This is a genomic window from Enterovibrio qingdaonensis, assembly GCF_028683135.1.
GTDB classification, from domain to species: domain Bacteria; phylum Pseudomonadota; class Gammaproteobacteria; order Enterobacterales; family Vibrionaceae; genus Enterovibrio; species Enterovibrio qingdaonensis.
In genome coordinates, this window is the sequence record NZ_JAJUBB010000013.1 from 42,023 (window position 1) to 65,790 (window position 23,768).

At 45.9% G+C, this 23,768-nt stretch carries 24 protein-coding genes; 16 read left to right on the top strand and 8 right to left on the bottom strand.

Going from position 1 to position 23,768, the window contains the following annotated elements; translation table 11 throughout:
- The first annotated feature begins 53 nt into the window (after window positions 1-53).
- The 11 genes from LRP49_RS16705 to purT all read left to right on the top strand — a co-directional run bounded on the left by LRP49_RS16705 (window position 54) and on the right by purT (window position 10,541).
- Window positions 54-1,076, top strand: a complete 1,023-nt coding sequence (locus tag LRP49_RS16705) for a GGDEF domain-containing protein (protein ID WP_274143449.1) — start codon at window positions 54-56, stop codon at window positions 1,074-1,076.
- Entirely contained in the window at window positions 1,073-3,148 is a 2,076-nt protein-coding gene (locus tag LRP49_RS16710) for an EAL domain-containing protein (RefSeq protein WP_274143450.1), read from the top strand. The genes LRP49_RS16705 and LRP49_RS16710 overlap by 4 nt, the downstream gene beginning before the upstream one ends.
- A 186-nt stretch (window positions 3,149-3,334) precedes the next feature.
- Window positions 3,335-3,592, top strand: coding sequence for a type B 50S ribosomal protein L31 (locus LRP49_RS16715; RefSeq protein WP_274143451.1), 258 nt, complete (start codon window positions 3,335-3,337; stop codon window positions 3,590-3,592).
- A gap of 3 nt (window positions 3,593-3,595) precedes the next feature.
- The gene (ykgO, locus tag LRP49_RS16720; protein ID WP_274143452.1) at window positions 3,596-3,733 is read left to right on the top strand and encodes a type B 50S ribosomal protein L36; all 138 of its coding nucleotides are present in this window, start codon (window positions 3,596-3,598) and stop codon (window positions 3,731-3,733) included.
- A 156-nt stretch (window positions 3,734-3,889) separates the two neighbouring features.
- Entirely contained in the window at window positions 3,890-5,314 is a 1,425-nt protein-coding gene (gene sbcB, locus LRP49_RS16725; protein WP_274143453.1) for an exodeoxyribonuclease I, read from the top strand.
- A 125-nt stretch (window positions 5,315-5,439) separates the two neighbouring features.
- Window positions 5,440-5,952: a hypothetical protein gene (locus LRP49_RS16730; RefSeq protein WP_337992955.1), complete on the top strand. Its 513-nt coding sequence runs from the start codon at window positions 5,440-5,442 to the stop codon at window positions 5,950-5,952.
- A gap of 159 nt (window positions 5,953-6,111) precedes the next feature.
- The gene (locus LRP49_RS16735) at window positions 6,112-6,459 is read left to right on the top strand and encodes a CidA/LrgA family protein (protein ID WP_274143455.1); all 348 of its coding nucleotides are present in this window, start codon (window positions 6,112-6,114) and stop codon (window positions 6,457-6,459) included.
- On the top strand, window positions 6,459-7,160 hold the full coding sequence (locus LRP49_RS16740; protein WP_274143456.1) for an LrgB family protein: 702 nt from the start codon (window positions 6,459-6,461) through the stop codon (window positions 7,158-7,160). Before LRP49_RS16735 ends, LRP49_RS16740 begins: the two co-directional genes overlap by 1 nt.
- Before the next feature lie 135 nt (window positions 7,161-7,295).
- Window positions 7,296-8,183, top strand: coding sequence for a cytidine deaminase (cdd, locus tag LRP49_RS16745; protein WP_274143457.1), 888 nt, complete (start codon window positions 7,296-7,298; stop codon window positions 8,181-8,183).
- A gap of 132 nt (window positions 8,184-8,315) precedes the next feature.
- Complete coding sequence (locus tag LRP49_RS16750) at window positions 8,316-9,203, top strand: DMT family transporter (RefSeq protein WP_274143458.1); 888 nt, start codon at window positions 8,316-8,318, stop codon at window positions 9,201-9,203.
- A gap of 162 nt (window positions 9,204-9,365) precedes the next feature.
- Window positions 9,366-10,541 (top strand): formate-dependent phosphoribosylglycinamide formyltransferase, encoded by a 1,176-nt coding sequence (purT, locus tag LRP49_RS16755; protein ID WP_274143459.1) that lies wholly within the window; start codon window positions 9,366-9,368, stop codon window positions 10,539-10,541.
- A gap of 31 nt (window positions 10,542-10,572) precedes the next feature.
- On the opposite strand, the gene LRP49_RS16760 is transcribed toward purT, so the two are convergent.
- Complete coding sequence (locus LRP49_RS16760; protein ID WP_274143460.1) at window positions 10,573-11,214, bottom strand: thiopurine S-methyltransferase; 642 nt, start codon at window positions 11,212-11,214, stop codon at window positions 10,573-10,575.
- 196 nt (window positions 11,215-11,410) lie between these two features.
- Here LRP49_RS16760 and LRP49_RS16765 point away from each other — a divergent pair, with 196 nt between their 5' ends.
- Complete coding sequence (locus LRP49_RS16765; protein WP_274143461.1) at window positions 11,411-11,911, top strand: SulA-like leucine-rich domain-containing protein; 501 nt, start codon at window positions 11,411-11,413, stop codon at window positions 11,909-11,911.
- Between the two features lie 232 nt (window positions 11,912-12,143).
- Window positions 12,144-13,553: a basic amino acid/polyamine antiporter gene (locus LRP49_RS16770; protein ID WP_274143462.1), complete on the top strand. Its 1,410-nt coding sequence runs from the start codon at window positions 12,144-12,146 to the stop codon at window positions 13,551-13,553.
- Here LRP49_RS16770 and LRP49_RS16775 read toward each other — a convergent pair.
- Together LRP49_RS16775 and LRP49_RS16780 are read right to left on the bottom strand one after the other, a co-directional pair.
- Entirely contained in the window at window positions 13,548-13,913 is a 366-nt protein-coding gene (locus LRP49_RS16775) for a hypothetical protein (protein ID WP_274143463.1), read from the bottom strand. The genes LRP49_RS16770 and LRP49_RS16775 overlap by 6 nt on opposite strands.
- A gap of 289 nt (window positions 13,914-14,202) precedes the next feature.
- Window positions 14,203-14,577, bottom strand: a complete 375-nt coding sequence (locus LRP49_RS16780) for a MarR family transcriptional regulator (protein ID WP_274143464.1) — start codon at window positions 14,575-14,577, stop codon at window positions 14,203-14,205.
- A 238-nt stretch (window positions 14,578-14,815) separates the two neighbouring features.
- Here LRP49_RS16780 and LRP49_RS16785 point away from each other — a divergent pair, with 238 nt between their 5' ends.
- Window positions 14,816-15,505, top strand: a complete 690-nt coding sequence (locus LRP49_RS16785) for a DUF2982 domain-containing protein (RefSeq protein WP_274143465.1) — start codon at window positions 14,816-14,818, stop codon at window positions 15,503-15,505.
- A gap of 34 nt (window positions 15,506-15,539) precedes the next feature.
- On the opposite strand, the gene LRP49_RS16790 is transcribed toward LRP49_RS16785, so the two are convergent.
- The gene (locus LRP49_RS16790; protein ID WP_274143466.1) at window positions 15,540-16,193 is read right to left on the bottom strand and encodes an MBL fold metallo-hydrolase; all 654 of its coding nucleotides are present in this window, start codon (window positions 16,191-16,193) and stop codon (window positions 15,540-15,542) included.
- Between the two features lie 238 nt (window positions 16,194-16,431).
- On the opposite strand from LRP49_RS16790, the gene LRP49_RS16795 reads away from it, so the two are divergent.
- Window positions 16,432-17,250, top strand: coding sequence for a UDP-2,3-diacylglucosamine diphosphatase (locus LRP49_RS16795; protein ID WP_274143467.1), 819 nt, complete (start codon window positions 16,432-16,434; stop codon window positions 17,248-17,250).
- 27 nt (window positions 17,251-17,277) lie between these two features.
- Window positions 17,278-19,023, top strand: coding sequence for a bifunctional ornithine lipid synthase OlsF (gene olsF / locus LRP49_RS16800; protein ID WP_274143468.1), 1,746 nt, complete (start codon window positions 17,278-17,280; stop codon window positions 19,021-19,023).
- A gap of 40 nt (window positions 19,024-19,063) precedes the next feature.
- Here olsF and mepK read toward each other — a convergent pair whose 3' ends face one another.
- The 4 genes from mepK to LRP49_RS16820 all read right to left on the bottom strand — a co-directional run bounded on the left by mepK (window position 19,064) and on the right by LRP49_RS16820 (window position 23,762).
- Window positions 19,064-19,615: a peptidoglycan L,D-endopeptidase MepK gene (gene mepK / locus LRP49_RS16805; protein WP_274143469.1), complete on the bottom strand. Its 552-nt coding sequence runs from the start codon at window positions 19,613-19,615 to the stop codon at window positions 19,064-19,066.
- A 283-nt stretch (window positions 19,616-19,898) separates the two neighbouring features.
- Window positions 19,899-21,542 (bottom strand): L,D-transpeptidase family protein, encoded by a 1,644-nt coding sequence (locus tag LRP49_RS16810; RefSeq protein ID WP_274143470.1) that lies wholly within the window; start codon window positions 21,540-21,542, stop codon window positions 19,899-19,901.
- 101 nt (window positions 21,543-21,643) lie between these two features.
- Window positions 21,644-22,699: a DUF1513 domain-containing protein gene (locus LRP49_RS16815; RefSeq protein ID WP_274143471.1), complete on the bottom strand. Its 1,056-nt coding sequence runs from the start codon at window positions 22,697-22,699 to the stop codon at window positions 21,644-21,646.
- Window positions 22,700-22,736: 37 nt separating this feature from the next.
- Window positions 22,737-23,762, bottom strand: coding sequence for an imelysin family protein (locus LRP49_RS16820; RefSeq protein ID WP_274143472.1), 1,026 nt, complete (start codon window positions 23,760-23,762; stop codon window positions 22,737-22,739).
- Window positions 23,763-23,768: the final 6 nt, after the last annotated feature.

The following is a 23,768-nucleotide window of genomic DNA, read 5'->3' on the forward strand; positions in this document are numbered from 1 at the left end:
AAATAAATAATGTGGGTGTTTTTGTAAGAGACAACACCACCGAGGTTAAGTCCTTGAGCGAGGGCATTGCAAAGCTGCAATCTCAACTCGATTCGTACGCACCTAATAGTGTCTGGACAATCGCAGTATTCGAAAACCCTAGCTTCTACGCGCACTTCAGTCCATTGCGACCAAGCTATAAAGCCGTCTTCGAGAAATATACGCTTGGAGATGTCATGTCTCGAATAGTGAAAAGAGAAAAGCTCGACCATACCTATCAGGAATTTTATGGCTGTAACATTCGCCTCACCGAACCGTATGAGGAATCCCAAACTGGAGAGCGTATCCGGACCATTTATTACCCGATCCACAATAAACAGTCTTTAGAAGCTCTGGTTGCAATTGATATCAAAGACTCATTCATCGACTTGCAGGTTCAAAAATACAATCAGAAGTACGAAACCGTTTTAAACGTTGACGGCACGGATAATATCTATCACCAACGGGTACGATTGCCCTGTTCTGATGGCCAGTATTTTGGCATTGGGATTCACTACGTAGATATATTGAAAAAATCCATTATTCCATCGCTGCTGATTGCCTTTTTAGTGCAACTGACTCGGGCATTTGTTCGCCGACACGGACACTATATTAAGCATGATGAAATGACGGGTTTTTATCGACGCGATTACTACGAACCGAAGCTGAAGCGGATGCAACAGTTCTCGATGTTGATCATCGACATCGATAATTTTAAGCAGATCAATGACTCGTTCGGTCACCGAAAAGGGGATGACGTAATTCGAGAATCCGCATCTCTCATTCAAAAACTCATTCGTAGTGGCGACGTTGCCATCCGCTGGGGCGGTGAAGAGTTTATTTTACTTTTCAACGGTATGGCTCAGCACGACCTGCAGGAAAAAGCAGAGAGCATTCGGGCGGCTTTTTCTGAGCAAAAAACGGCGGGTTTAGCCGTCACTGTTTCTATTGGCGGTGTATTCCAGACTGATTCAACGTTTGGGCGATGCTACAAGGCAGCAGATACCGCATTGTACGAATCGAAGCATCGTGGACGTAATAGAGTGACCATCGCGTGAAGTATTACTTATCAGTACCGCAACCCACGTTTTTTAATCGCGTCTGTTGCGTAACACTCTCTTTCGCATTGACGTTATTGAGCACAGAATTTGCCAGCCTTTCCGTGGGGGAAGCATCGACCTTTCAATTGCTGTCAGTGACTGCAGGAATGTTCGTTGCGCTGACCTATATTTATGGGAAAAGCGGCATAGTCGGCGTTTTCTTCGGATTGGTGTTTTACTACAGCTTTATCAATATAAAACCTAGCGGCATTGGGTATCTTTATACGCTTATTGTCTCTGCGATGTTAATGCTCTCTTTGCGTGTCATTGACGGCGTAAAAAATCATCCGCATGCCACGAAATTTGTGTTCGGATATTTTGTCTTTTTGGTGCCAGGCATTACGACAATGCTACTGTCGATTCTTGCCCCTAACGAGCTGAATCGCACGTTGGCCCTGCACCTTTACTTGACTGACTCAATTGGTATTTTGATCACCGCACCTATCATAGCGGCAGGTATATACAGCGCACGTAAACTTCGCAGCCGTCAGTATGTTAAGAAGCTCATTAAGTCTGGCCCACCGCCTCACCTACTGTGTAAGTTCTTATTGGTTGTCACGCTTATTGCTGTACTAAATAAGCTGGGTCACGAGCATGTAGATAAGTACTTGTACTACATGTTACTTGCACCGCTTGTTATTCTAGCTGTCCTGAACTTCTCTGAAATGACACAGGTTGTCTTGATCATCATTGGCTTCAACCTATTGATTCATAGCCATGACATCACTGATTTACGGGAATTAAACAACAAGTTAGCGTTGTTTTTGAACTTCTCGCTCATCATCTACATCATGCTTGATTACAAGTTGTCATTGAGGAAAGAAGTTAAAGAGAATACGCAAAGATTATATTTTGATAAGCAGAGCGGATTTAACTCATACCAGAAGCTAGAAGCGGACACGAATGAGAAGCGTAACTTTGTTGTCGCCGCGTTAGATTTAACACCGGCATTTAAGTACCCAGCGGACAAGCGAGACAACATCCTTCGTCATATATCGGTGTTCTTTCAAAAAGAGACCCATTTATTCGACCAGTGCTTCATTCTGTACGATGTATCTTCGCTGATTATTGTCGTGGATGACAATGAACATGCCATCACGAAACTCGCTGACATTCCATATCGACTCAATGGAGCGATGAATGAGAAGTACATTAACTTCAGCACAGATCGTATTTATTATTGCCGTTGCTCAAAAGGCATTCGAATCAGACATGCTGTGACACAATTGAATACCAACATGAGGTTAGCGGAGAAAAACGCTAATGCGACCCTGATCAATTGTGATAACACAGATTATGAACGATACATTCTCATGCTCGAGGACTTAAGCGACGACAATATAAATATTCTGCGTCAGAACTATTTGGATTGTCAGGATCCCGCAAAGCAACGCTTTGAGCTCCTGTCTCGGTTCACCGTTAACGGCGATATTCTCAATACTGGCCACGTTTTCCATTGCGCGCAAAAGTTGGGACACATGGAAAGCCTAGAGAAAAAAATCCTGTATAAGCAGCTTCAGTACATCAATAGTCTTTCGGAAAACAGCTATGAAACTGCATCGATCAACTTAACACCTGATTTTTTGTGTAACTCTAGTGCTATTCGCACCCTTCTTGCGTTCGTGAAGCATCAACATATTCCAGCGCAGAAAATCTGCATCGAAGTTGTTGAGTCAGGTGAAATCGAAGACCAACAGTTGCTGGTTGATAACCTCAATCGTTTAAAGAAAGCGGAATTTCAAGTGGCATTGGATGACTTCGGTGCAGGTCACTCTACCTTCAACCAGCTTCTTTCTATGCCAATCGACATAGTGAAAATTGATGGCGCGTTGGTGAGGGATTGCGACAAAAACTTTGTGAAACAGCAGATCATCGAAAACTTGCGCACCATTACGAACGTATCTCATATCAAAGTCGTCGCTGAGTGCGTTGAAACAGAAGATGAGCAACGGTTTCTCGCTTCGATGGGGATTGACTATTTGCAAGGGTACTTGGTTCACAAACCGACCTTGGTCAGCATTTTCGATTAATTTTGCATGCACGTAAAACAACAACAGGAGCATCTCGCTCCTGTTGTTGTTTATTCCTGCCACCCGCGCTTATGCCCGCTTAGCCACGTATCCCCCTTCCCTACTTCTTCCAAATCGTAACAAGTCGCATTTGACAACTAAAAAATTATTGTTATGTTATAACATCACACATCAAGGAGGTGTATTATGAAACCAGGTATTCACCCTGAGTACAGAACTGTTGCATTCCATGACACGGGTGCAGACAAATACATTCTTGTTGGTTCCACGGTGCAGACTCGTCGAACCGTAGACATTGACGGCGAAACTTACCCTTACGTGACGCTGGATGTGTCTTCGCACTCCCATCCGTTTTATACGGGTAAACAAAAAATGACCAAGCAAGATGGCCGCGTTGCACGTTTCAACCAACGTTTTGGCTCAAAAAACTTAAAGGCAAAATAGAAGATGAAAGTACTCAGTTCGCTGAAAAGCGCAAAGATGAGAAGCAAAGACTGCCAAGTCGTCAAACGACGCGGAAGGCTCTACGTGATTTGTAAATCAAACCCACGATTCAAAGCTGTCCAAGGGAGAACAAAAAAATAAACACACACCCGAAAAATGCAGGGGCTGATTTTTCTCAATCAGTACCCTGCATATCTGCATGATGCCAACAGCCAACCTGATTCCACGCCTTCTAACAAGATTTTTCCCGACAACTGCGATAATATCCCATGGTCAATCAAACCTTTGGAATACACCGTGGCACAATCCAACGAACCTACATTCTTTTTCTATGATTACGAGACCTTCGGCACAAGCCCTTCCCTTGACCGACCTTGTCAGTTCGCTGGTGTAAGAACCGACAAAGATTTGAATGTCATCGGTAAACCCTTGGTGATCTACTGTCAGCCGCCCAATGATTATTTACCGCAGCCAGAAGCTTGTTTGATCACTGGCATTACACCACAAACAGCGATGCGACAAGGCCTGACAGAGCCGGAGTTTATTGCCAAAATCCACGAAGAGTTGTCCGTGCCCAATACCTGTGGTGTTGGCTATAACAACGTTCGCTTTGATGATGAAGTGTCACGATACACGCTTTACCGTAACTTCTTCGACCCTTACGGATGGAGTTGGCAGAATGGCAACTCTCGCTGGGATCTTCTTGATGTCATGCGGGCCGCTTATGCGCTTCGTCCAGAAGGCATCGAATGGCCAGAAAATGATGAAGGCCTTACCAGCTTTAAGCTTGAGCATCTGTCCGTCGCCAATGGTATTGAACACAGCAATGCGCATGACGCGATGGCGGACGTTTACGCAACGATCGAAATGGCGAAAAAACTCAAAGCTGCTCAACCGAGATTGTTTGACTACCTCTATACGCACAGAAACAAAAACAAGCTAACGCCACTGATTGACGTGGTCTCTATGAAGCCGCTTGTTCACATCTCCGGGATGTTTGGGGTTGAACGCGGAAACACAAGTTGGATTGTGCCTGTTGCATGGCACCCGGATAACAAAAACGCCGTGATCACGGTCGATCTGGCTCGTGATCCATCGCCACTTTTTGAATTAGACACTGACGCGCTTAGGGAACGTCTCTATACCAAGCGAGATGAACTTGGCCCTGATGAACTGCCAGTGCCAGTAAAGTTAGTCCACATCAACAAGTGCCCTGTGCTTGCTGAGGCCAAAACATTGCGCCCAGAAGACGCAGAGCGTTTGAATATCGACAGGATGGCCTGCCTTGAAAACTTGAAGAAGCTTCAAGCGCACCCCGAGGTTAGGGAAAAACTCGTTGAACTCTTTGCGGAAAAACGAGAATACGCAGAATCAAACAACGTTGATGCTGCGCTGTATGAAGGTTTCTTCTCACCGGCTGACCGCTCAACCATGGACATCATCAGACAGACACTTCCTGAGAACTTACCTGCACTAGAGATCCAAGTGTCTGACCCTCGTATTAAGCCACTTCTGTTTAGATATCGCGCACGTAACTATGCGTGGACCCTAACTGAACAAGAGCAAAAGCAATGGCATTTGCACCGAAGGGACTATTTCGAAGCAAATCTTCCTGCCTATATGACGAACTTGGAGTCACTTGCTGAATCACACCAAGATGACCAAAAAAAATTCGGCATCCTAAAGTCTGTTTTTCAGTATGTTGAATCGCTGGTTTCTTAATAAATACAGACCATTAGCAATATTGACTATTTAGTGACTGAACAAATGCGTCGTTGAAATTTCAACGACGTTTCATTTGAATTTTTGTGAATTGCGTCCACACTTTTTAAATAGTGCATGGTGTTTTGGATGAAATAATGGTCACAAAAGTAAACAGCAGATGCTATCGTTTTTCTGACGTCGATTTCGAGCCAGAGTCACGAACGCTTTATTGGAGAGACTGCTCCGTCACGACATTGACGTACGAAGAATGTCGTTTGCTTGAGATGCTTTGTTATCATGCAGGGCAGGTATTATCTGCGCGTGTGCTCTATACATCCACATCATTACCCGACACCACCTTCACTCAGCACCAAAACAGCCTATGCTCGTTACTCGCCAAGTCTTACCGTCAAGGTGAAAAGGTCCTTCCTTTAGATGTTGTTGGGGATCACGGTTATCGCGTAGACCTTCCTCAAAAGACCTATCAACGAGAAATCGAATCAGTTCCCGAACCGTCAGAACCGGACCAGCTTGATGTCCAGTTAAACTTGCCCGACGTTCCATTGGATCCACCAAGCAATAAAAAAGCTATCGTCATTTCAATTGCCTGTATTTCACTGTTTGGTATCGCGACAACGGCATTCTTTCTCCTTTAAATCCCCTTTTTCCTGCACGCCAACACGTATTCCAAAATGACGCAATGCGGGCCTTTATGGCCCTCAATCATTTTGTGCAAAAATAGAAGGATAAAATACGAGATTTTTTTGTGCCCGACGTACTAAAATTGGCGGATCGCTTTTTAGAGAGTTTCCGACGTGAAGTATCTGCTAGGCCTTGTCCTCATATTCGTTTATTACTTGATAGGCACCCTTCTCACTAAGGCCCTTCATTTACCCATGCCAAGCAGCATTATCAGTATGCTGTTGCTGTTTGTCAGTTTGACATCCGGCATTGTTCCTGCGCGCTGGGTTAAAGATGCTTGTACGTTATTGATCACCGTGATGCCGCTATTTTTCATCCCCGCTAGCATGGGGCTAATGGATCATTTCCATCTGCTTATCTCTGAGTCAATGCCACTTCTTGGCGCAACTTTGGTAAGTTCTGTAACCGTACTTGTTGTGATGTCAAAAGTACTCGACAAACTCCATAAGGAGGCTGAGTAATGTGGTTAGTCGCAACACTCATCGTCTATTTTGTGGCGCGTCAGATCGCGCTTAAAGTTCGACACCCTATTTGTAATCCGTTGCTATTGAGCCTATTGGTGCTGATGCCAGCCGTGATCTATTCCGGCAATACGTACCACGATTATTTCAAGCAAAATGAAGCCATCAATTTTATGCTTGGCCCCGCAGTTATCGCCCTTGCTTATCCGCTGTATGAACAAATGCATGTCATTCGACAGCACTGGAAGATCATTCTTGTTGCCTGTTTTGCAGCGAGTATTGCTTCAATGATTCTAGGTGGCGGCTTCGCTTTATTGACAGGCGGCAACTTAAAAATTGCTGCGACGGTATTGCCTAAGTCCATTTCCACACCGTTTGCGCTAAGTACAGCCGGACAAATTGGCGGGATACCAGCTGTGTCTGCAGCACTTGTTGTATTGGCAGGCCTTTTTGGTGCGCTGATTGGCTACCCACTACTTAATATGATGAAAATTAAATCCCCTTTGGCGCGTGGACTGTCAATTGGGGCAGTTTCACACGCTATCGGTACGGCGAAAGCGGCTGAAACGAACTATCAAGAAGGCGCATTGAGTTCACTCTCTTTGGTGATATGCGGCATCATGACGACGATACTGGCACCGTTAGTCTTTCATCTCACGACATGGCTTCTCTGCGAACAGCTTTCGATGTGCCTCACATGAAATCGAATACATGTGAGATCAACCTAAACGATGCAATGAAACTCATGATTGCATCACATAGGTGATCACGATCACGTTCAGTGGTGCCAATTTGTCGATAGAATACTTGCCCATATAACAACAAACGGAGCTGCCATGCGAGTCAGCGTTAAAGAAGCCATTTCTGGCCTTTCTTCTCCTTTAAAAGAAGAGATGGAAAAGATTGTTAGTTCTCCCGATTTCGATGCCACTATCAGTCCCGAAGAATTCGCGTCACTTTCACATGTAAGCGGGTTATCCGATGCGGAATTACGCGTCGCATTGTTGCCTGTTGCTGCTGCTTTCTCCATTGCCCCTATTTCTAAGTTCTACGTTGGCGCGATTGCTCGCGGTGTGTCCGGTCGTCTTTACTTCGGCGCAAACATGGAGTTTGAGGGCGTACAGTTGAGCCAATCAGTGCACGCTGAACAGTCCGCCATCAGCCACGCATGGATTAAAGGTGAAACAGGTCTTACCGATATCACCATCAACTACAGCCCGTGTGGTCACTGTCGTCAGTTTATGAATGAACTCAATGGTGCTGACAAGCTGGAAGTACAATTGCCTGAACGTGATGCAATGCTGCTTCATCAATACCTGCCAGAGCCTTTTGGTCCTGCCGATCTGGGTATCGAAGAGCCCCTGCTCGCACCAGTAAACCATGGCATGGTGGCACACGAAGATGACGCATTGATCCAAGCGGCGATGGGTGCAACAAACCGCAGTCATGCTCCGTATTCTAAGAACATCAGTGGCGTGGCCATTCGCGACAAAAACGGCAATATTTTCTCCGGTATGTATGCTGAGAACGCAGCGTTCAACCCTAGCCTGCCGCCACTTCAAGTTGCAATGATCGCAATGAACTTGGCAGACATCCCACTCTCTCATATCCAAGATGTGGTGTTGGTTGAGAAAGCGAATGCAGCCATTAGCCACTTGCAAGACACGCAAGCCGTTTTGGAAGCACTCAACCCGGATATTCCACTGGCATATTTGGCGGTTTAACGTCGAAAGTTAGGTTATTAATCTGCCCGTAATCAAAAAATCGCCAGTCAGTCTGGCGTTTTTTGTAATATCACTTCCCCTCTAAGAAAATTTCGTTACTATCACGTCTCTTTCCAACAAACCCGAATTCCAATGACTCAACGACACAATCCCGTTCTCGGGGCGACATGGATGCTGACTGCTGGCCTTTGTTTTGCCATGGTTAACAGCCTCGCTCAGTATGTCAGTTTCAAAATGCAACTGCCTTCCACCACCGTTGCGTTCATTCAATATTTTATCGCCTTAATCGCGATGATCCCTTGGCTACGCTCAATGGGCATCAAAGAAGCGTTGAAGACCGAACACTTTGGCATGCACTGTTTACGTGTATTCTTTTCCGTTGTCGGTATTCAATTATGGCTCTGGGCCCTCGCATACCCGGTACCCATTTGGCAAGGCATTGCGCTGCTCATGACGTCTCCGCTCTTCGCCACAATCGGATCTGGCCTTTTCTTAAGAGAAAAAGTCGGCCCTGCAAGATGGATAGCGACGTTAGCCGGCTTTATCGGTGCCATGATCATTTTGGAGCCATGGTCAGATGAATTCACGTGGGCGACGATGCTACCAGTCGGTGCGGCGTTCTTCTGGGCCACCTACTCATTGATGGTGAAAAAGCTCTCTCACCATGACTCACCTACAACCATGGTTGTTTACCTGCTCGTCCTCATCACGCCATTTAATATCGTGTTGGCGATTCCTGAATGGTCGATGCCATCGGGGACTATGGTTTGGGTAATGCTGTTAGGTGCGGGTTTGCTTACAGGTTTAGCGCAGTGGGCAATCGCAAAAGCGTATGACGTGGCTGATGCCTCATTTGTTCAGCCGTTCGATCACGCAAAGCTTCCATTGAACGTACTGTTTGGATTTTTGGTATTTGGTTGGGTTCCGCCAGGCAGGCTTTGGCTGGGAGCAGCAATCATCGTTTCCGCTGTGTTTTTCATTACCCACTGGGAAACCCGAAAGGCATCTGCATCAAAATAAGCGTTGCAGCACGCGAATGAATCGAAGCCACCCTGACAGGTGGCTTTTTTGTTGCCCCTCAGAACAATACTGAATTGCACAAAGAAACAAAGCAAACGCTTGCGCAAACGTTTGCTTTGAGTAAAATCATCTGCAAATTCTCGCTGTTGATGGAAGATAATAATGATTGGAACCGCTACTCGACCTAGTGCAACCCGCGTTCTTTTACTTGGCTCTGGAGAGTTAGGCAAAGAAGTCGCCATTGAGTGTCAACGCCTTGGCATCGAAGTGATTGCATGCGATCGATATGCAGACGCCCCTGCGATGCAAGTTGCCCACCGCAGCTACGTTGTCGACATGCTGGACGGCGACGCGCTGGCTAACATCATCGCGCAAGAAAAGCCACATTATGTCGTTCCTGAAATCGAAGCCATCGCTACCGATAAACTGGTTGAACTTGAACAAGGTGGCCTTAATGTCGTGCCAACAGCACGCGCAACGCAGTTAACCATGAATCGTGAAGGTATTCGCCGCTTGGCTGCTGAAGAGTTATCGGTTCCCACCTCTCCCTATGTATTCGCAGATACGCTAGAAGAGCTTGAGTGCGGTATTGCACACGTGGGTATGCCCTGTGTTGTTAAACCCGTGATGAGCTCTTCTGGCAAAGGTCAGAGTGTCATTAAAACAGAAGCAGACATTGTTAATGCCTGGGCGTATTCGCAAGAAGGCGGTCGAACTGGACGTGGCCGCGTTATCGTCGAAGGCTTTGTAAAGTTTGATTATGAAATCACATTGCTGACAGTGAGTGCCGTTGACGGCATTCATTTCTGTGCACCTATTGGCCACCGACAGGAAGATGGCGACTACCGAGAATCTTGGCAACCGCAAGCAATGAGCGAAACCGCCCGAAAAGCCGCGGAAGATGTAGCAAGAAAAGTCGTTTCTGCACTGGGTGGATATGGTTTGTTTGGCGTAGAGTTATTTGTACGCGGTGACGAAGTACTCTTCAGCGAAGTTTCTCCTCGCCCACACGACACGGGTATGGTCACCTTGATATCTCAAGATCTGTCCGAGTTTGCCTTGCATGTTCGTGCATTCTTAGGATTACCCGTCGGCAACATTCAACAGTTCGGCCCATCTGCTTCCGCTGTTGTGTTGGCGGAAGGAACATCTGAGAACATACAGTTCAGCGGTATGGCACAGGCCCTCAGCTACCCTGACACTCAAATTAGATTATTTGGCAAACCCGATATTGATGGAAGACGACGTCTGGGCGTCGCACTCGCACGAGATACTGACATCGATTCCGCAGTTAAAAAAGCAGTTAATGCTGCGGGGGAAATCAAGGTTACTTTCTAAAAGAAACGCCACCTTCGCAGGTGGCGTTTTTTTATGGTTTTTCTATCAACCACACTTCCTCAGAGAAGTATGTCGCGCCTTTACCTTTTGGTGGTCTTTCGCACTCGTCATCACGATTTAGGTGGGTCACTTTACAAGAAGCAAACAAAGACTGAACTTCACTTGCCGTAACACTAAAAGGCGGTCCATCCATTTGATCTTGTGGATAGTCCAACGTCACCAATAGAATCCTGCCACCCGGTTGCAACAATGAAAGCAAACGCTCTGTGTATTGTTCTCTCATTCCTTCAGGCATGGCAATCAACGCAGCGCGATCATACATTAATGGGTACGTCTCTAACGGTGCGCTGAAATAATCACCGCTATAGATAGATATTTCATCAAATGTATAAAGCTTCATGGTTGGTGCAATTGACGTTACCGTCGGCGTATAGAAATGCTCCGCAAAGAATGCTCTTACCGCGATTTCACTCAGTTCAACGCCAACAACATCTGCATGTTTCGTTGCTAACCAATTTAAATCCTCCGTTTTCCCACACATAGGCACAAATACTGCGTCACTGCGCTGTGGGTTCAACTGGGACCAATACTTAATCAACAAAGGGTTGGTATCTGGCAGATGAAAACCTATTCGATTCTCTGCCCAACGGCTATGCCAAAACTCCTGATCCATATTGTCCGCTTCCTCATGATCGTTTTGCGGCACATGATAACAAGCTTGCTCTTCCGCGCAAATCATCCCGTCCCTCGAGACAAGCCAAACATTTCCGTGATCTGTATCTCGATATTTTTATCATTCCTATTGTTTTTCGATAAAAACACAACTACTGTATAGGCATACAGTATTGGATATTCATACAGGAACCAACATGAAACAGACGCTTGCGCTCTCTCATTCAGTACAAGAATCTTCTTTTTCCCGCTCGGCTGTACGTGATTGCTATGTGCGCGTTGCCGCAGGCTCTAGAAGTACCCGCGCTCCGATGCACCTGCTGAGCAGTGATTCAGCAAGCAATCATTTGGTTTCTGTCACCGTCTATCGCGATAACATGAGTGAACTCGCCTATCTCCTTCGTTTACTCAAAAGCCTCAGTGAGTCAAACAAATGGATCACGCTCATCGCTCCACCAGCAGGTTTCAGTACATCATTACTGACGCAAGCTGGCATTGATGCAAAACGTATTCGTGTTGCGAGAGCAACAAACCAGCACAATGCACAAAGTCTTTTAGAAAAAGCACTGACGTGCAACACATCGGCTGCCGTTATCGCCTTTGGTCAATCCAATGATTTTGCGTCCGCCGATCAATTAGCAGCTTTGAGCAACACACCGGCTTTCGTGATCAGCGGTTTCAATATGCATTACCATTAATCAGACAACATCCAAGATCACACGCCTTCCCACTCTTCATTACCTTTCAGGCATTCAGGTGCATTCCACAGACAGTTTTACGTGGAATGCACAAAACTCGACCTTCCCAAAGGCAACTGTTTCATCCAAAAACAATCCTGCAATCATTAATCCCATTTCTGAGTAATTCTCGACGCACCAACTTTAACTATACTTCCCCCACTTAACTCGTTCGTTATTTTTAGGTAGTACTTTGAGCAATAAACTCGATTTAAAAGCACTGACAGCTCTTGTCATAGGTTCCATGATTGGCGCAGGGGTATTTAGCCTTCCTCAGAATATGGCGGCAGTCGCAAGTCCGGGCGCGGTGACCATTGGTTGGATCATCACAGGGATTGGAATGATATGTTTAGCCCTGACGTTTCAACAATTGATCGAGATTAAACCAGAGATACAAGGGGGCGTTTTTGGCTATGCTCAAGCCGGTTTTGGCGACCTTACAGGCTTCTTTTCTGCTTGGGGGTATTGGCTGAGTGCAACCGTAGCAAATGTTTCCTACTTGGTTATCGTCTTCAGTACATTAGGGCTGTTTTTCGACACAAGCACTTTTACGTTATTTGGTAACGGTAATACCCTTTTATCCGTCGCGCTGTCCTCTATATTGATTTGGCTCGTTCATACATTGGTGCTGCGTGGTGTTCAAACCGCCGCCATCGTGAACTACATAACAACCATCGCAAAGCTTATCCCAATCATCGTCTTTATCGTCGTGGCCTTGTTTGCATTCCACTGGCATACCTTCACCTTCGACTTCACAGGTGCCAATATTCCGGGTAAAGCAAGTCTGTTTGAACAAGTAAAACAAACAATGTTAATCACGGTTTGGGTATTTATTGGTGTAGAAGGTGCAGTGGTTGTTTCTAGCAGAGCCAAAAGTACCTCTGACGTAGGCCGAGCAACGATTCTGGGTCTGCTTATTTGTTTGTTCCTGTATGTCTCTGTTACTTTGCTTTCAATGGGTGTTGTTTCGACTCCCGAACTGGCGAAGTACCAAAATCCATCAACCGCAAAAATTCTACAAGCATTAATTGGTGAAACAGGTGTCGTGCTGATCGGTGTGGGGTTGATCATTTCAGTGACGGGTGCATACCTAAGCTGGACGCTGCTTGCGACAGAAACACCTTACACTGCTGCAAGAGACGGCATGTTCCCCAAGTGTTTTAGCAAAGTGAATAAAAATGGAACGCCCTACAATTCACTGTGGCTAACCAGCATCGTCATTCAATTGTGTCTGTTTGTGATGTACGCCATTGGCGGTGGTTACGATGATTTGCTGACAATCGCCTCTGAAATGATCCTCGTCCCATACCTTTTTGTGGGTGGATACCTGATGAAGGTGGCCTACGGCGAGGGGCATTCTACAAAAGTGAAATTCGTTTCAACGTTGGCGACTTTTTACGGGATTTGGCTGCTTTATGCGTCAGGTATTCACCATTTGTTGTTAGCCGCACTGCTCTACATCCCTGGCATTATCTTCTATATGATCGTCAGAAAAGAAAAACATGAGCACGGATTCACCACAGCCAATAAGCTGATTCTTGGATTTTTGTTAGCAGCGGGTTTAGCCGCTATATATCTGATAATAAAAGGCGTGACTCTATAACAGGCTAACTTGAAGAGATTCGCGATCATCACTGAATTGCTGGATATCAGCCAATGTGTGTTTAGTGATTTTCGCGATTTCTTTTTCGTCCAATGAATATGGCAACATGATATTCAATTGATGAATATTTCGCGTTCGGGCGAGCTCAATAAGCGTAATAAGGTTGGACACATCGCTATTTAGCGATGAGAGTGACTGACTGGCTATCTGTGTAAACTCTTCGCTCGGAAAACACCGTGCATTTTCCTCTTTATCGCGGTTAAACGACCAAGGCGCAAGCTGCAACAACAACGTATGGAAAAATGCGCGCTTGTACTTATTTGACTCACATAAAAACCGCGTGTAATCGTAATTAATCACGCATGTGGGCTTCGTGTCCGTACTATACAAATATCCAGTCATAGCAAGTCCCGTTTGCTTTTATTGTTTTTAGGATAATGTCCAAGTTACCCATCACTATATTTGATATTTTTGTTTTCTCGCGCGAATAAAGTAGAAGTTTGTCCTTGATCGTTTAATTTTTTTCTTTGCCCAAAAATACAACCAGCACACATTACAATGACTTAACACACCCGAAAACTGCGCTTACATTCAGCAACAAAAAAACCAGCCCTGAGGCTGGTTCTAAATTGGGAATATACGGAAGTGATTACAGTGCTTTGTAAATCACTTTGCTACCCATTTGTACGCGCTCAACCATGCCTTCTTCGGCCAGTTTTTTCAGAGCACCTGTCGCCCAAGAAGCCGCTTTCGCATCTTCTTGACCAGCAGCCAGGCCGATACCTTTAGGGTTGATACCCTCCGCATTCTGGCGAACAATATCAAGCACTTGTTGCTGCTTAGGCGTCAGAGCGACGTCTGCTACCACTTTTGGTGCTTCAGCTTTTTTCTCAACAGCTGGCTTAGCTGCCGCTACTTTCTTAACAGCCGCTTCTTTTTTAATAGACGCATTAACCACTGCTTTTGCAGCTTTAATGTGTTTTTGAAGCTTAAGTTGAACTTTGCGTTTGTGAGAGATTTTCATTAAATCGTCCTACCTCGATGCACTGCGTTAAGCATCCCCTGAATACAGCAGGGTGAAAAACAAAGCGCGTTTTATACCAAAAATCACAGTGATTTTGTAGCTCTAACACCAATTCACAGCAAAACTTGCGCTAACTGTCAGAAACCGCATGATATTTTGTTCAACTTATCATCACCTTCTTTATTACGGAGGTGATCGTACTACGCTTAAAGCGAGTAATTAGAAGGACAACTGTACTTTGACGAGAAAAAGATTGCTGATTTACCCGCCAAATCAACGTATAGGAAAGTACTTCACCATCGCGGTCATTCTGCTCGCGATTGTTGTACTGACCTTCATCGTTACCCTGCCCCAAGTCAAAACCGTACCTGCGTTGATCGGTCTGCTGCTTATGGCGGGTTTAGGTATCTATATCTCCCACATTGTGGATGAGCACAGACTATCTTTTTCTCTGTCTGATATGCACATGCAACATCACACGAACAAAGGGGGCTGGAGCGTAAAGTGGTCAGACATTCGTGAAATAGGTGTCCCCAGCGTATCGCTTGATGGCTGGCATCAACCTTTACCTTGGATGGGGATCCGGCTAAATGACTACGAGCCTTTCCTTGATGGCATCAGTTTTCGGCTTGCTAGCCAGATCATTATGGAACAGCGCGGACTATTGCTCAGTGCTTATCGACGTACAGAGGAACCAACTAACACCAAACTTGAAGATATGATGTTCGATGACGAGCCCTACGTGGCAACGTCAGGGAAAGTCTATAAAGGATTGATAGCGATGCTAGCAAACAGAATGTCTTATACGCGGGAGTTACTCGGATACGATGTATTTGTTAGCGAAGACCTGCTGGATCGTCCGCTTGATGACTTTGTGGGATTGACGAGAAGATACTTAGCGTCTGCGGGCACAAAGCCCGCAGAGTGACCTACGTTATGAGGTCAGAGCAACCTGTATTGCGTTACCAAATTGGCATTTCATCAGCAACATAAGGGTTGTTTTTACGCTCGTTACCAAAGGTAGAGTTAGGACCATGCCCAGGAACAAACGTGACATCATTGCCTAAAGGAAACAGTTTTTCTTTAATCGAACGAATCAGCGTTGCATGATCACCTTTTGGAAAGTCAGTGCGTCCGATACTGCCATTAAACAAAACGTCGCCAACCCATGCCATACGCGCTTCTTCACTAAAGAACACAACGTGGCCTGGTGTGTGACCAGGGGTATGAATCACTGCGAGTTTGTTTTCCCCCACCATGACTTCATCGCCTTCATTTAACCACTCAGTTGGGTCAAATGCTTCGGTGCGTGCAAAACCAAACATTTCACTTTGCGCAGGCAGTGCTTGTAACCAGAAAGCGTCTTGCTTCTCTGGACCAATGACAGGCACATTGTAAGCTGCTGCAATTTCTTCCGTTCCACCTACGTGGTCTAAATGACCATGCGTCAACAGAACCTTGGTGACCTTTACACCCAGTTCATTGATTTTAGCTACCAGCTTAGAAACATCGCCACCTGGGTCTACCAATGCTGCCTCATTGGTCTTATCACACCAGATGATTGAGCAATTTTGCTGAAATGCAGTAACAGGAACGATTTCGTACTTCAGAGCCATATTAAATTCCGTATAAATGCGAAAAACTGCCAAAGCATAACACGCCCGCAATCTCATTTTAATGAGAACCTGCTATCGACCGAGACTCTCCTTTTCCTGTGTGTAATCAGCAATGTCATTGGAATGACATCACTTTGAAACAACAACGTCACTGGTCTGAAAAAACATGTTCATCCTCGTTCCGTAACGTAGCCACCAGTGACGTATAACTTTTCGTATCATTACCAAATCAGTGCTTATGAACCCATACTCTGTGCGAACGTTGTGGATCTCAGATCTTCATCTCGGTAATAAAGATTGCAAAGCCGGTTTCTTGCTCGACTTTCTGAATAAGCACGATGCTGAAACTATCATTCTTGTTGGAGACATCGTCGATTTCTATTCGATGAAATCCAGCCATCATTGGCCAGAATCACATAGCCAAGTCCTTTCCTTGCTGATGCAGCGAGCCCATAACGGTACGCGTCTTATTTACATTCCTGGAAATCACGATGCTGTCATCCGTCAATATCTCAAATTTAACTTTGGGCACGTTGAAGTGAGAGCGAGCCATATCCACGAAACCCTCACAGGCAAGAAGATCATTGCTGTGCATGGCGACGAATTTGACAGCGCAGTTTGTCATAAACGTTTAACCGCGATCGCAGGTGATGTTGGCTACGATCTGCTGCTATTTCTCAATCGTTGGTGGTCGCGAGCCCGCCAACGAATGGGCTTTCCGTACTGGTCACTCGCGTCATACATAAAGTCCAAGGTCGCGTCCGCCAATGTCGCCATTCAGCGATTTGAAAACGCAGCAATCCAATATGCCCGCAGAAAAGGCGCACATGCCATCGTTTGTGGCCACATTCATCACCCAGACATGAAGGTATTGGGTGACGAGTTGTACCTCAATGATGGTGACTGGATCGAAAACTGCACCGCTTTACTTGAACAGCATGATGGCACCATCCAACTCATTCGGTGGACCGAACGCTGTGAATTGCTGGCCGAGAGCTATGCATTTGCAAGCCTCCAGCCTGACGCTGTAAGCGAAAAGAAAGACGAAGCGGCATAATGCAACCCCACTTTGTAAAGGACTCTCATGTTCAATATTGATCACGTCATCGCGGCAAATTATCCATCAATCGCAGGAAAGCCTTGGTTGGCACGCCCCGTTAGTTCCACCTTACGTCGATTACTCCACGAAGAAGCGTTTCAGGATTTCGCCATTAAATACCCTTATCTGAAAGGCTTCGAATTTGTTGAGCAGGTACTGGACTACTTTCGCTTTAGTTACACCACCAGCGACAGGCAAAGAGAGCGTATTCCCTCGTCAGGGCGCATAGTCATCATCGCGAATCATCCAATCGGCTCGCTCGATGGACTAGCACTTCTAAAAATGGTTCGAGAGATCAGACCGGACGTTAAAGCGGTCGCGAACAACCTACTTATGCAAATTGAACCACTTCATGGCTGCTTGCTGCCCGTTAACAACATGTCTGGAAAAACGCCCAAAGAGAATTTGCGGAAGATTGATGAATGGCTACAAAGTGAAGGCGCGCTCATTATATTTCCTGCAGGAGAGGTATCGCGATTTGGTCCAACTGGCGTGAAAGACAAAGAATGGCATAGCGGGTTTCTACGCATGGCCTCCAAGGCTAAAGCACCCATTTTGCCTATCCATGTTGATGGCCGAAACTCCGCCATTTTCTACGGTGCCTCTTTGGTATATAAGCCGTTATCAACCTTATTACTAGTCAATGAAATGTTTGGGCAAGAGGACAATAGCATCGCGCTGACTATCGGTGAAGCTATCCCTTTCTCCAGCTATAGCACCAGTGCCAACCTCCCCATAAAAACACGTGTAAAGCTGTTCAAAAAGCATCTGTATAACTTGTCACGAGGAAAAGCAGGCGTCTTTCCAACAGAGTCTGCAATTGCCCCACCTGAGCCTCGTCTGGCACTAAAAGAAGAGTTGGAAAACAGCGAACGTCTGGGCACCACACCCGATGGTAAGGCGATTTATCTCTATCGTTATCGCGATGAATCCCATGTTATGCGGGAAATCGGCCGTCTTCGCGAAGTCGCATTTCGCGCTGTCGGAGAAGGCACAGGTCAACGCCGAGACATAGATAAATATGACCAGCACTACTTTCAACTGGTCCTTTGGGACCCCGATGCGCTCGATATCGTTGGGGCTTATCGATTTTGTGATACACAAGCTGTCATCGCTCAACATGGTATCGATGCGGTCTACACCAACACGCTTTTTGACTTTGAAAATGGCATGCAGCCCATTCTGCAGAGCGGACTGGAGTTAGGCAGGAGCTTTGTTCAACCTAAATACTGGGGAAAACGAAGCTTGGATTATCTGTGGTTGGGTATAGGTGCATTTTTAGCGAAGCACCCTCACTATCAGTATCTCTTTGGCCCAGTCACCATCAGTAATGCAATGCCCCACACGGCGAAAGAGTTGCTAATCTATTTCTATCGTACTTACTTCGGCTCGAAAGAATCGATTGCCACATCTAAGCGCCCTTTCAATATAGAGAATCAAAGACTAAACACACTCTTAAACCAATTCTCCGGTGATGATTATCACGCCGATCTTAAAACGTTAAAAACTCTACTTGATAACTTAGGGACGGCAATCCCAACGCTATATAAGCAATACAGCGAACTCTGTGAGCCTGGCGGTGCACAGTTTTTAGACTTCAGCGTGGACCCAGATTTTGCTGACTGCATTGACGGCTTGGTCATGGTGGATATTTCAAAATTAAAGGCAAAAAAGCAGAACCGGTACATTCATTCCCACAAAGAAGCCAAACCGTGTGAGACGGTACGCTGAACACTAAAAAGGCGCGAATTCATCGCGCCTTCTCACTGGCTTACCACGCCCTTACCGGCCCCGTATCTATATGAATAAAACCACTGTTGGGGTAGTAGCCAACGCCCCCCGCCTTTAAAGACAAAGCGGCATTACGCAACGCAGCCAAAGGGACACCTTCAACAAAGAAATCTATCGCTTGGCCTGTCATGTGATAGCTCTTCTTTGCCTGACCACCACCGCTCTTTCTCAACATTTCGTTAGTCGCAGGCGAACGATAGCCGGATACCATAGTGATCGGATTGGGAGCCTTTACCATGCCACATATCGCGACCAGTTGGTCGTATAGCTTAGGATCCATCTCGGTAGAAAGATTTCGGCGATGATCACGACACAAGTGATTTAACTCACCCAAGCCTTTCGTGAGATATTGTTGACCATCGAAATAGCAAACATCGAGATGTTCACCGGTATTAATACTGGTCATTGCCAAATTTCGCGGTTTCCCTTGAGAAATAGGGAGCGCGAAAGCAGGATTAGGTAACACTGCCGCAGTAAGACACGCGACGCCACCCAACATAAAGCGGCGACGTTGAAGATCCAAACCGTCCATAAAAACCAACAAATTCCCACAAAAGAAAATCACAATAATCAGCGTCTGAACTCAGCTTTAAAACGCATTAACTGTCAGAAACGCGAAAACAAAGGCGAATTTATAGATTTGTGAATTCACAATCAAATGGGGTTTTGTCTCGAAAATGAGCGAAAACATGTAAAACAGCTGTCTTCGTGCTGATATTTCACACAATTTCGCATTTGTCAGAGAAATGTAAATAAATGCAATTATGGCGAATAGAACACAAGGCTGAAATCACTCGTGTTAAAAACAGGCCAACTTAGATGGGCAGACGTTGTGCCGCCAGAGACGTAACTGCGGTGTTATTTCGCTTTGGGCGCGCATCATAGTGATAAACGTCATCACGAAACTCTACGCCCCCCTCTTCATTGACCCAAGCCGTTTGATAAATCGTATGGACTTCAATTTTCTTTCTAAGAGAGACCCATTTGGTCTCGGGAATTTGGCGATAATAATCATAATCACCAAACTCAAGGCCAGATTTGTTCAACAAAATCTGCGCAAGGACCTCGGCCTTTTGAACGCGAATGCACCCTGAACTGTACGCTCGGCGTTCCTTGTTAAACAAGCTTTTCGCGGGGGTATCATGCAGGTAAATGGCATTTCCATTCGGCGTATTAAACTTGTATCTGCCTAGCGCATTAAAGTTACCTGGAGACTGCTGAAGTTTATACGGGAAATTTCTCGGCGTGACGCTCTCCCAATCAATTTCCTCATAAGGAATGACGCTCCCGTTTACCCAACTACTCAGCACGGTATAGGAATGCTTCGATAGATACTCATTATCTTCCCTGACCTTGGGCAGAATATCCTCTCGCATAATTTTCACAGGAACATTCCAGCTAGGGTTAAACACCACGGAATCCAGACGAGACTCAAACAGCGGTGTGCGACGGCTTGGGCGTCCTACGACCACTTTACTGTCTAAGATAAGTTGGCTGTCTAACCAGAACTCCATCTCATAATTAGGGATATTTACCAATATGATCTTGTCGCGGCCCGTCGGCCACAACCGCAGGCGCTCCATGTTGAGCGCAAGGATCTGAATACGATTATCGACCGATTTATTCAGCCAACGGCGCGTTTTATTACCAATTACACCGTCAACTTTAAGGCCATGTCGTTGTTGAAACTGCTTTACCGCGTTCACTAAGGTTGCATTATAAAAACTGACTTTCGCAATTTTTAGTTGCTGGGCTTCTGCCGTATTCAGCACACCCTGCCTTTCTAAATTGGTAATGAGACTATCCGCGTTATCCAGCTTCTCACCGTGCTTTATCAACCCTCTCTGAACAAACTTTGGCCAGTACGTAGGTTCTAGATCCTGTAACGCAACAATCGCTTTTGCCATTTCTCGATACTGTGATGTGTCCGGACGCAATCCATGGACAAACGAATACAGTTTATTCTTCAATGCAGAAACCAAAAATCGGTTCATCTGTGTAAGTGTCGGGGCAGGTAAAACGGTATCAATGTCGGTCCCAAAAAACCAACTTTTGCCATTTTCAGGTATTGACTCGATATAACCAATCAACGCAAGAAGACTGTCTGTTGCAAACACATCATAAGCACGCCAATCTCCGCTTGCTCTAAGCTCTCTGAGTATGACTGCTCGCCATTCAAAATCCTGGCTGATCCCAGCTAAAGAGATAATATTAATTTGCGTTTCTAATTCGTCCTTGGCGCGGTAATCATGCCAAATAGGAGAAAACGAAAAGCTTTCATAAATACGTGCGACGTCATTTGGATAAGTAACAATGGCCACTTCTGGCTCGGCTTGTTGAACCCAAAGCAACGCTTCTTCAGAGGCACGACGTTCGTCAGCAGCTTGCACAGCCATTGCCACGTGTGGCAATAGGGCAAAAAATATCAGTGCCTTGAAAATCATACGGACAGAAAGCATGCGTCACCTCCAAATAGAGATCTTAGTATGGCAAATGACACAATATTCGTTGGCGGAATTTTTATGAATATTAGAAATCAGAGAGTTAGAAAAGCATGATGTTAAAGCATGACCCAGTGATTATCCCAAGTAACATCAGAGCGATGATAAATAGGGCTTTTTTCTGCTTTTTGTATGACTGTTTGCCCACTTCCAGAGCTCAGCGCAAATCCCTCTTGATTTGCCGAAGCGCCTGATGCATCAAGTAAAGATCCCATTTCCACGAGTTCTTTTGATGACAGGTCCCAAACACCAAAGCAATTGCCTCTCGGTGACGTTGCAACGATCTGTGAATCTGTACAAGCCACACTCCCAATATAGTGATTGAACCTTTGCCATTGCTCCGCCTTCGCATGAAGAGCTTGAAAATGACCATCCGATGACAACATGGCCAGCAAGGGACGTGATATCGTCTCGTCACCTTTGTATTGCTGCGCAATCACAACATCTCCGGTCCCGCTGATAGCAATGTGTCGGATACTCAAATGTCGATCAGCCAATTCATATCTGCCTTTAACCGCCCCACTCTCCTTATCTAACAAAACCAGAGACGGAGCCATGCTATCAATATTCAGTTTTCTCCTGCCTTGCGTTTGAATACCACCAACCGCCACAGCTAACGTCGTGTCATTGACAACCCTTACCTCATGAGGACCGGTGCCAAAGCCAGAAAATTCCCGGACTTTGCGTAACCCGCCCGCAGGTGACACCTCATAGACACCGATAATCCCTTCACTTGTTTCATTAACACCTTCACTGGCATAGAGAAAATCACCAAACACATCACCATGACCATAAAATTTGCGATCCGCTGTTTGGTGATAAACGCCGAGTGAAGATCCATTCTTTGTATTAATGGTCTGAATAAAAGTGCCCGGACGGCGCGCAAAGACGAAACCAAGAGATCGCTCCCGCATAAGCGCAATACCATGTCCACGCGTCGGCAGTGGCGTTCTAAAGCAGGTTTCGCCTTCGCTGGAAATACCAATTACCTCATAGAAACCATTGCTACCTTTTGCGCACCCCAACATACTCGGCACTGGTTCTTCAATCACTCGCTTGGTGGTTCTTACAGCCAACACGGTGCCACCAAAGGATGCTATGCCGATAGCAGACAAGATGATGCGCCTCCTCTTTGGGCATATATTCATACCGTTAGTCACCGTCCGTTGAATTGAAACCGACAATCATGCCAAGCGCGGGCCCTACTTCCTCACGGAGTGCAATATTGATGTACTCGAGGTTATTCAAAAGCGTAATCAAATCACGATAGCCCGCTTTGGTATCTAGCAGTGCTTTTAACCCTTCCCCCTCTGGAATGCTCTCCAGCGCAGTCAACCAATGCACTGAAAGACGTTTCGCAAGCTCAGGATGACCATTATCGATGAGCACAGGACGCATTATCTGTTCATACAGAGTGCGCAGATGCGCAATGTTCTCACGTGTTGCTGTCAAAGACTGCTGTGAACGCCAGAACGGGGCTTGATATGGTTTGGGATAACCGGGTTTACCCATGGGGATCTCAATACTCTTAATTGCAGTTTCAAGCTGTGCTGTTAACAGCCTAAGAGCGTCTGCTTCCAACTGATTTTTATTGGTCTGTCCCCACGGGTTTATCTCCCACGAAGTCACTAACGCTTCGGCGGAATTAACCAGATGTTTAGACGTCACAACCATCAATGAACAATGTGTTTTCACATCCTTCATGTTGCTTGGATCAAATAGCAACCATTCCATCGCACCTAGCCCTTGAACCGCCACACTCTCATTAGAAAGAGACGCCACGGAATAAGGGCCACCGGATTGGATCAGTCGTGACATTTTTCGGCCCGTTGTGTTTTTTTTATCCGGAAAAAACTGTATCTGCCAACTTAATGCTGCCGCTTTCGCGTTGCCAACATTCGCCCCCTGAAGCGGAGCCCACGCCGTTACAGCGTTTAACCACGCCTGTTTTGTTTTCTCTTCTTGCTGCTTACCACTCTTAATTTGGCAGAGCGCACCGGTGGAGATAGCAAGATTTGATACTGCATCTAGAAAGTGCTTTGCGCTTTGTTGCTGGCTCGCCCAAAGTTTGTCTGACATGTCTGCCGTTTTTGCTTCCAATCCACACCCTATTAAAGCGGTGACGCAGAAAACGACAAAGGGCCACTTCAATGCGGTCATGTATCCAGTAAGGTTCATTTAGCC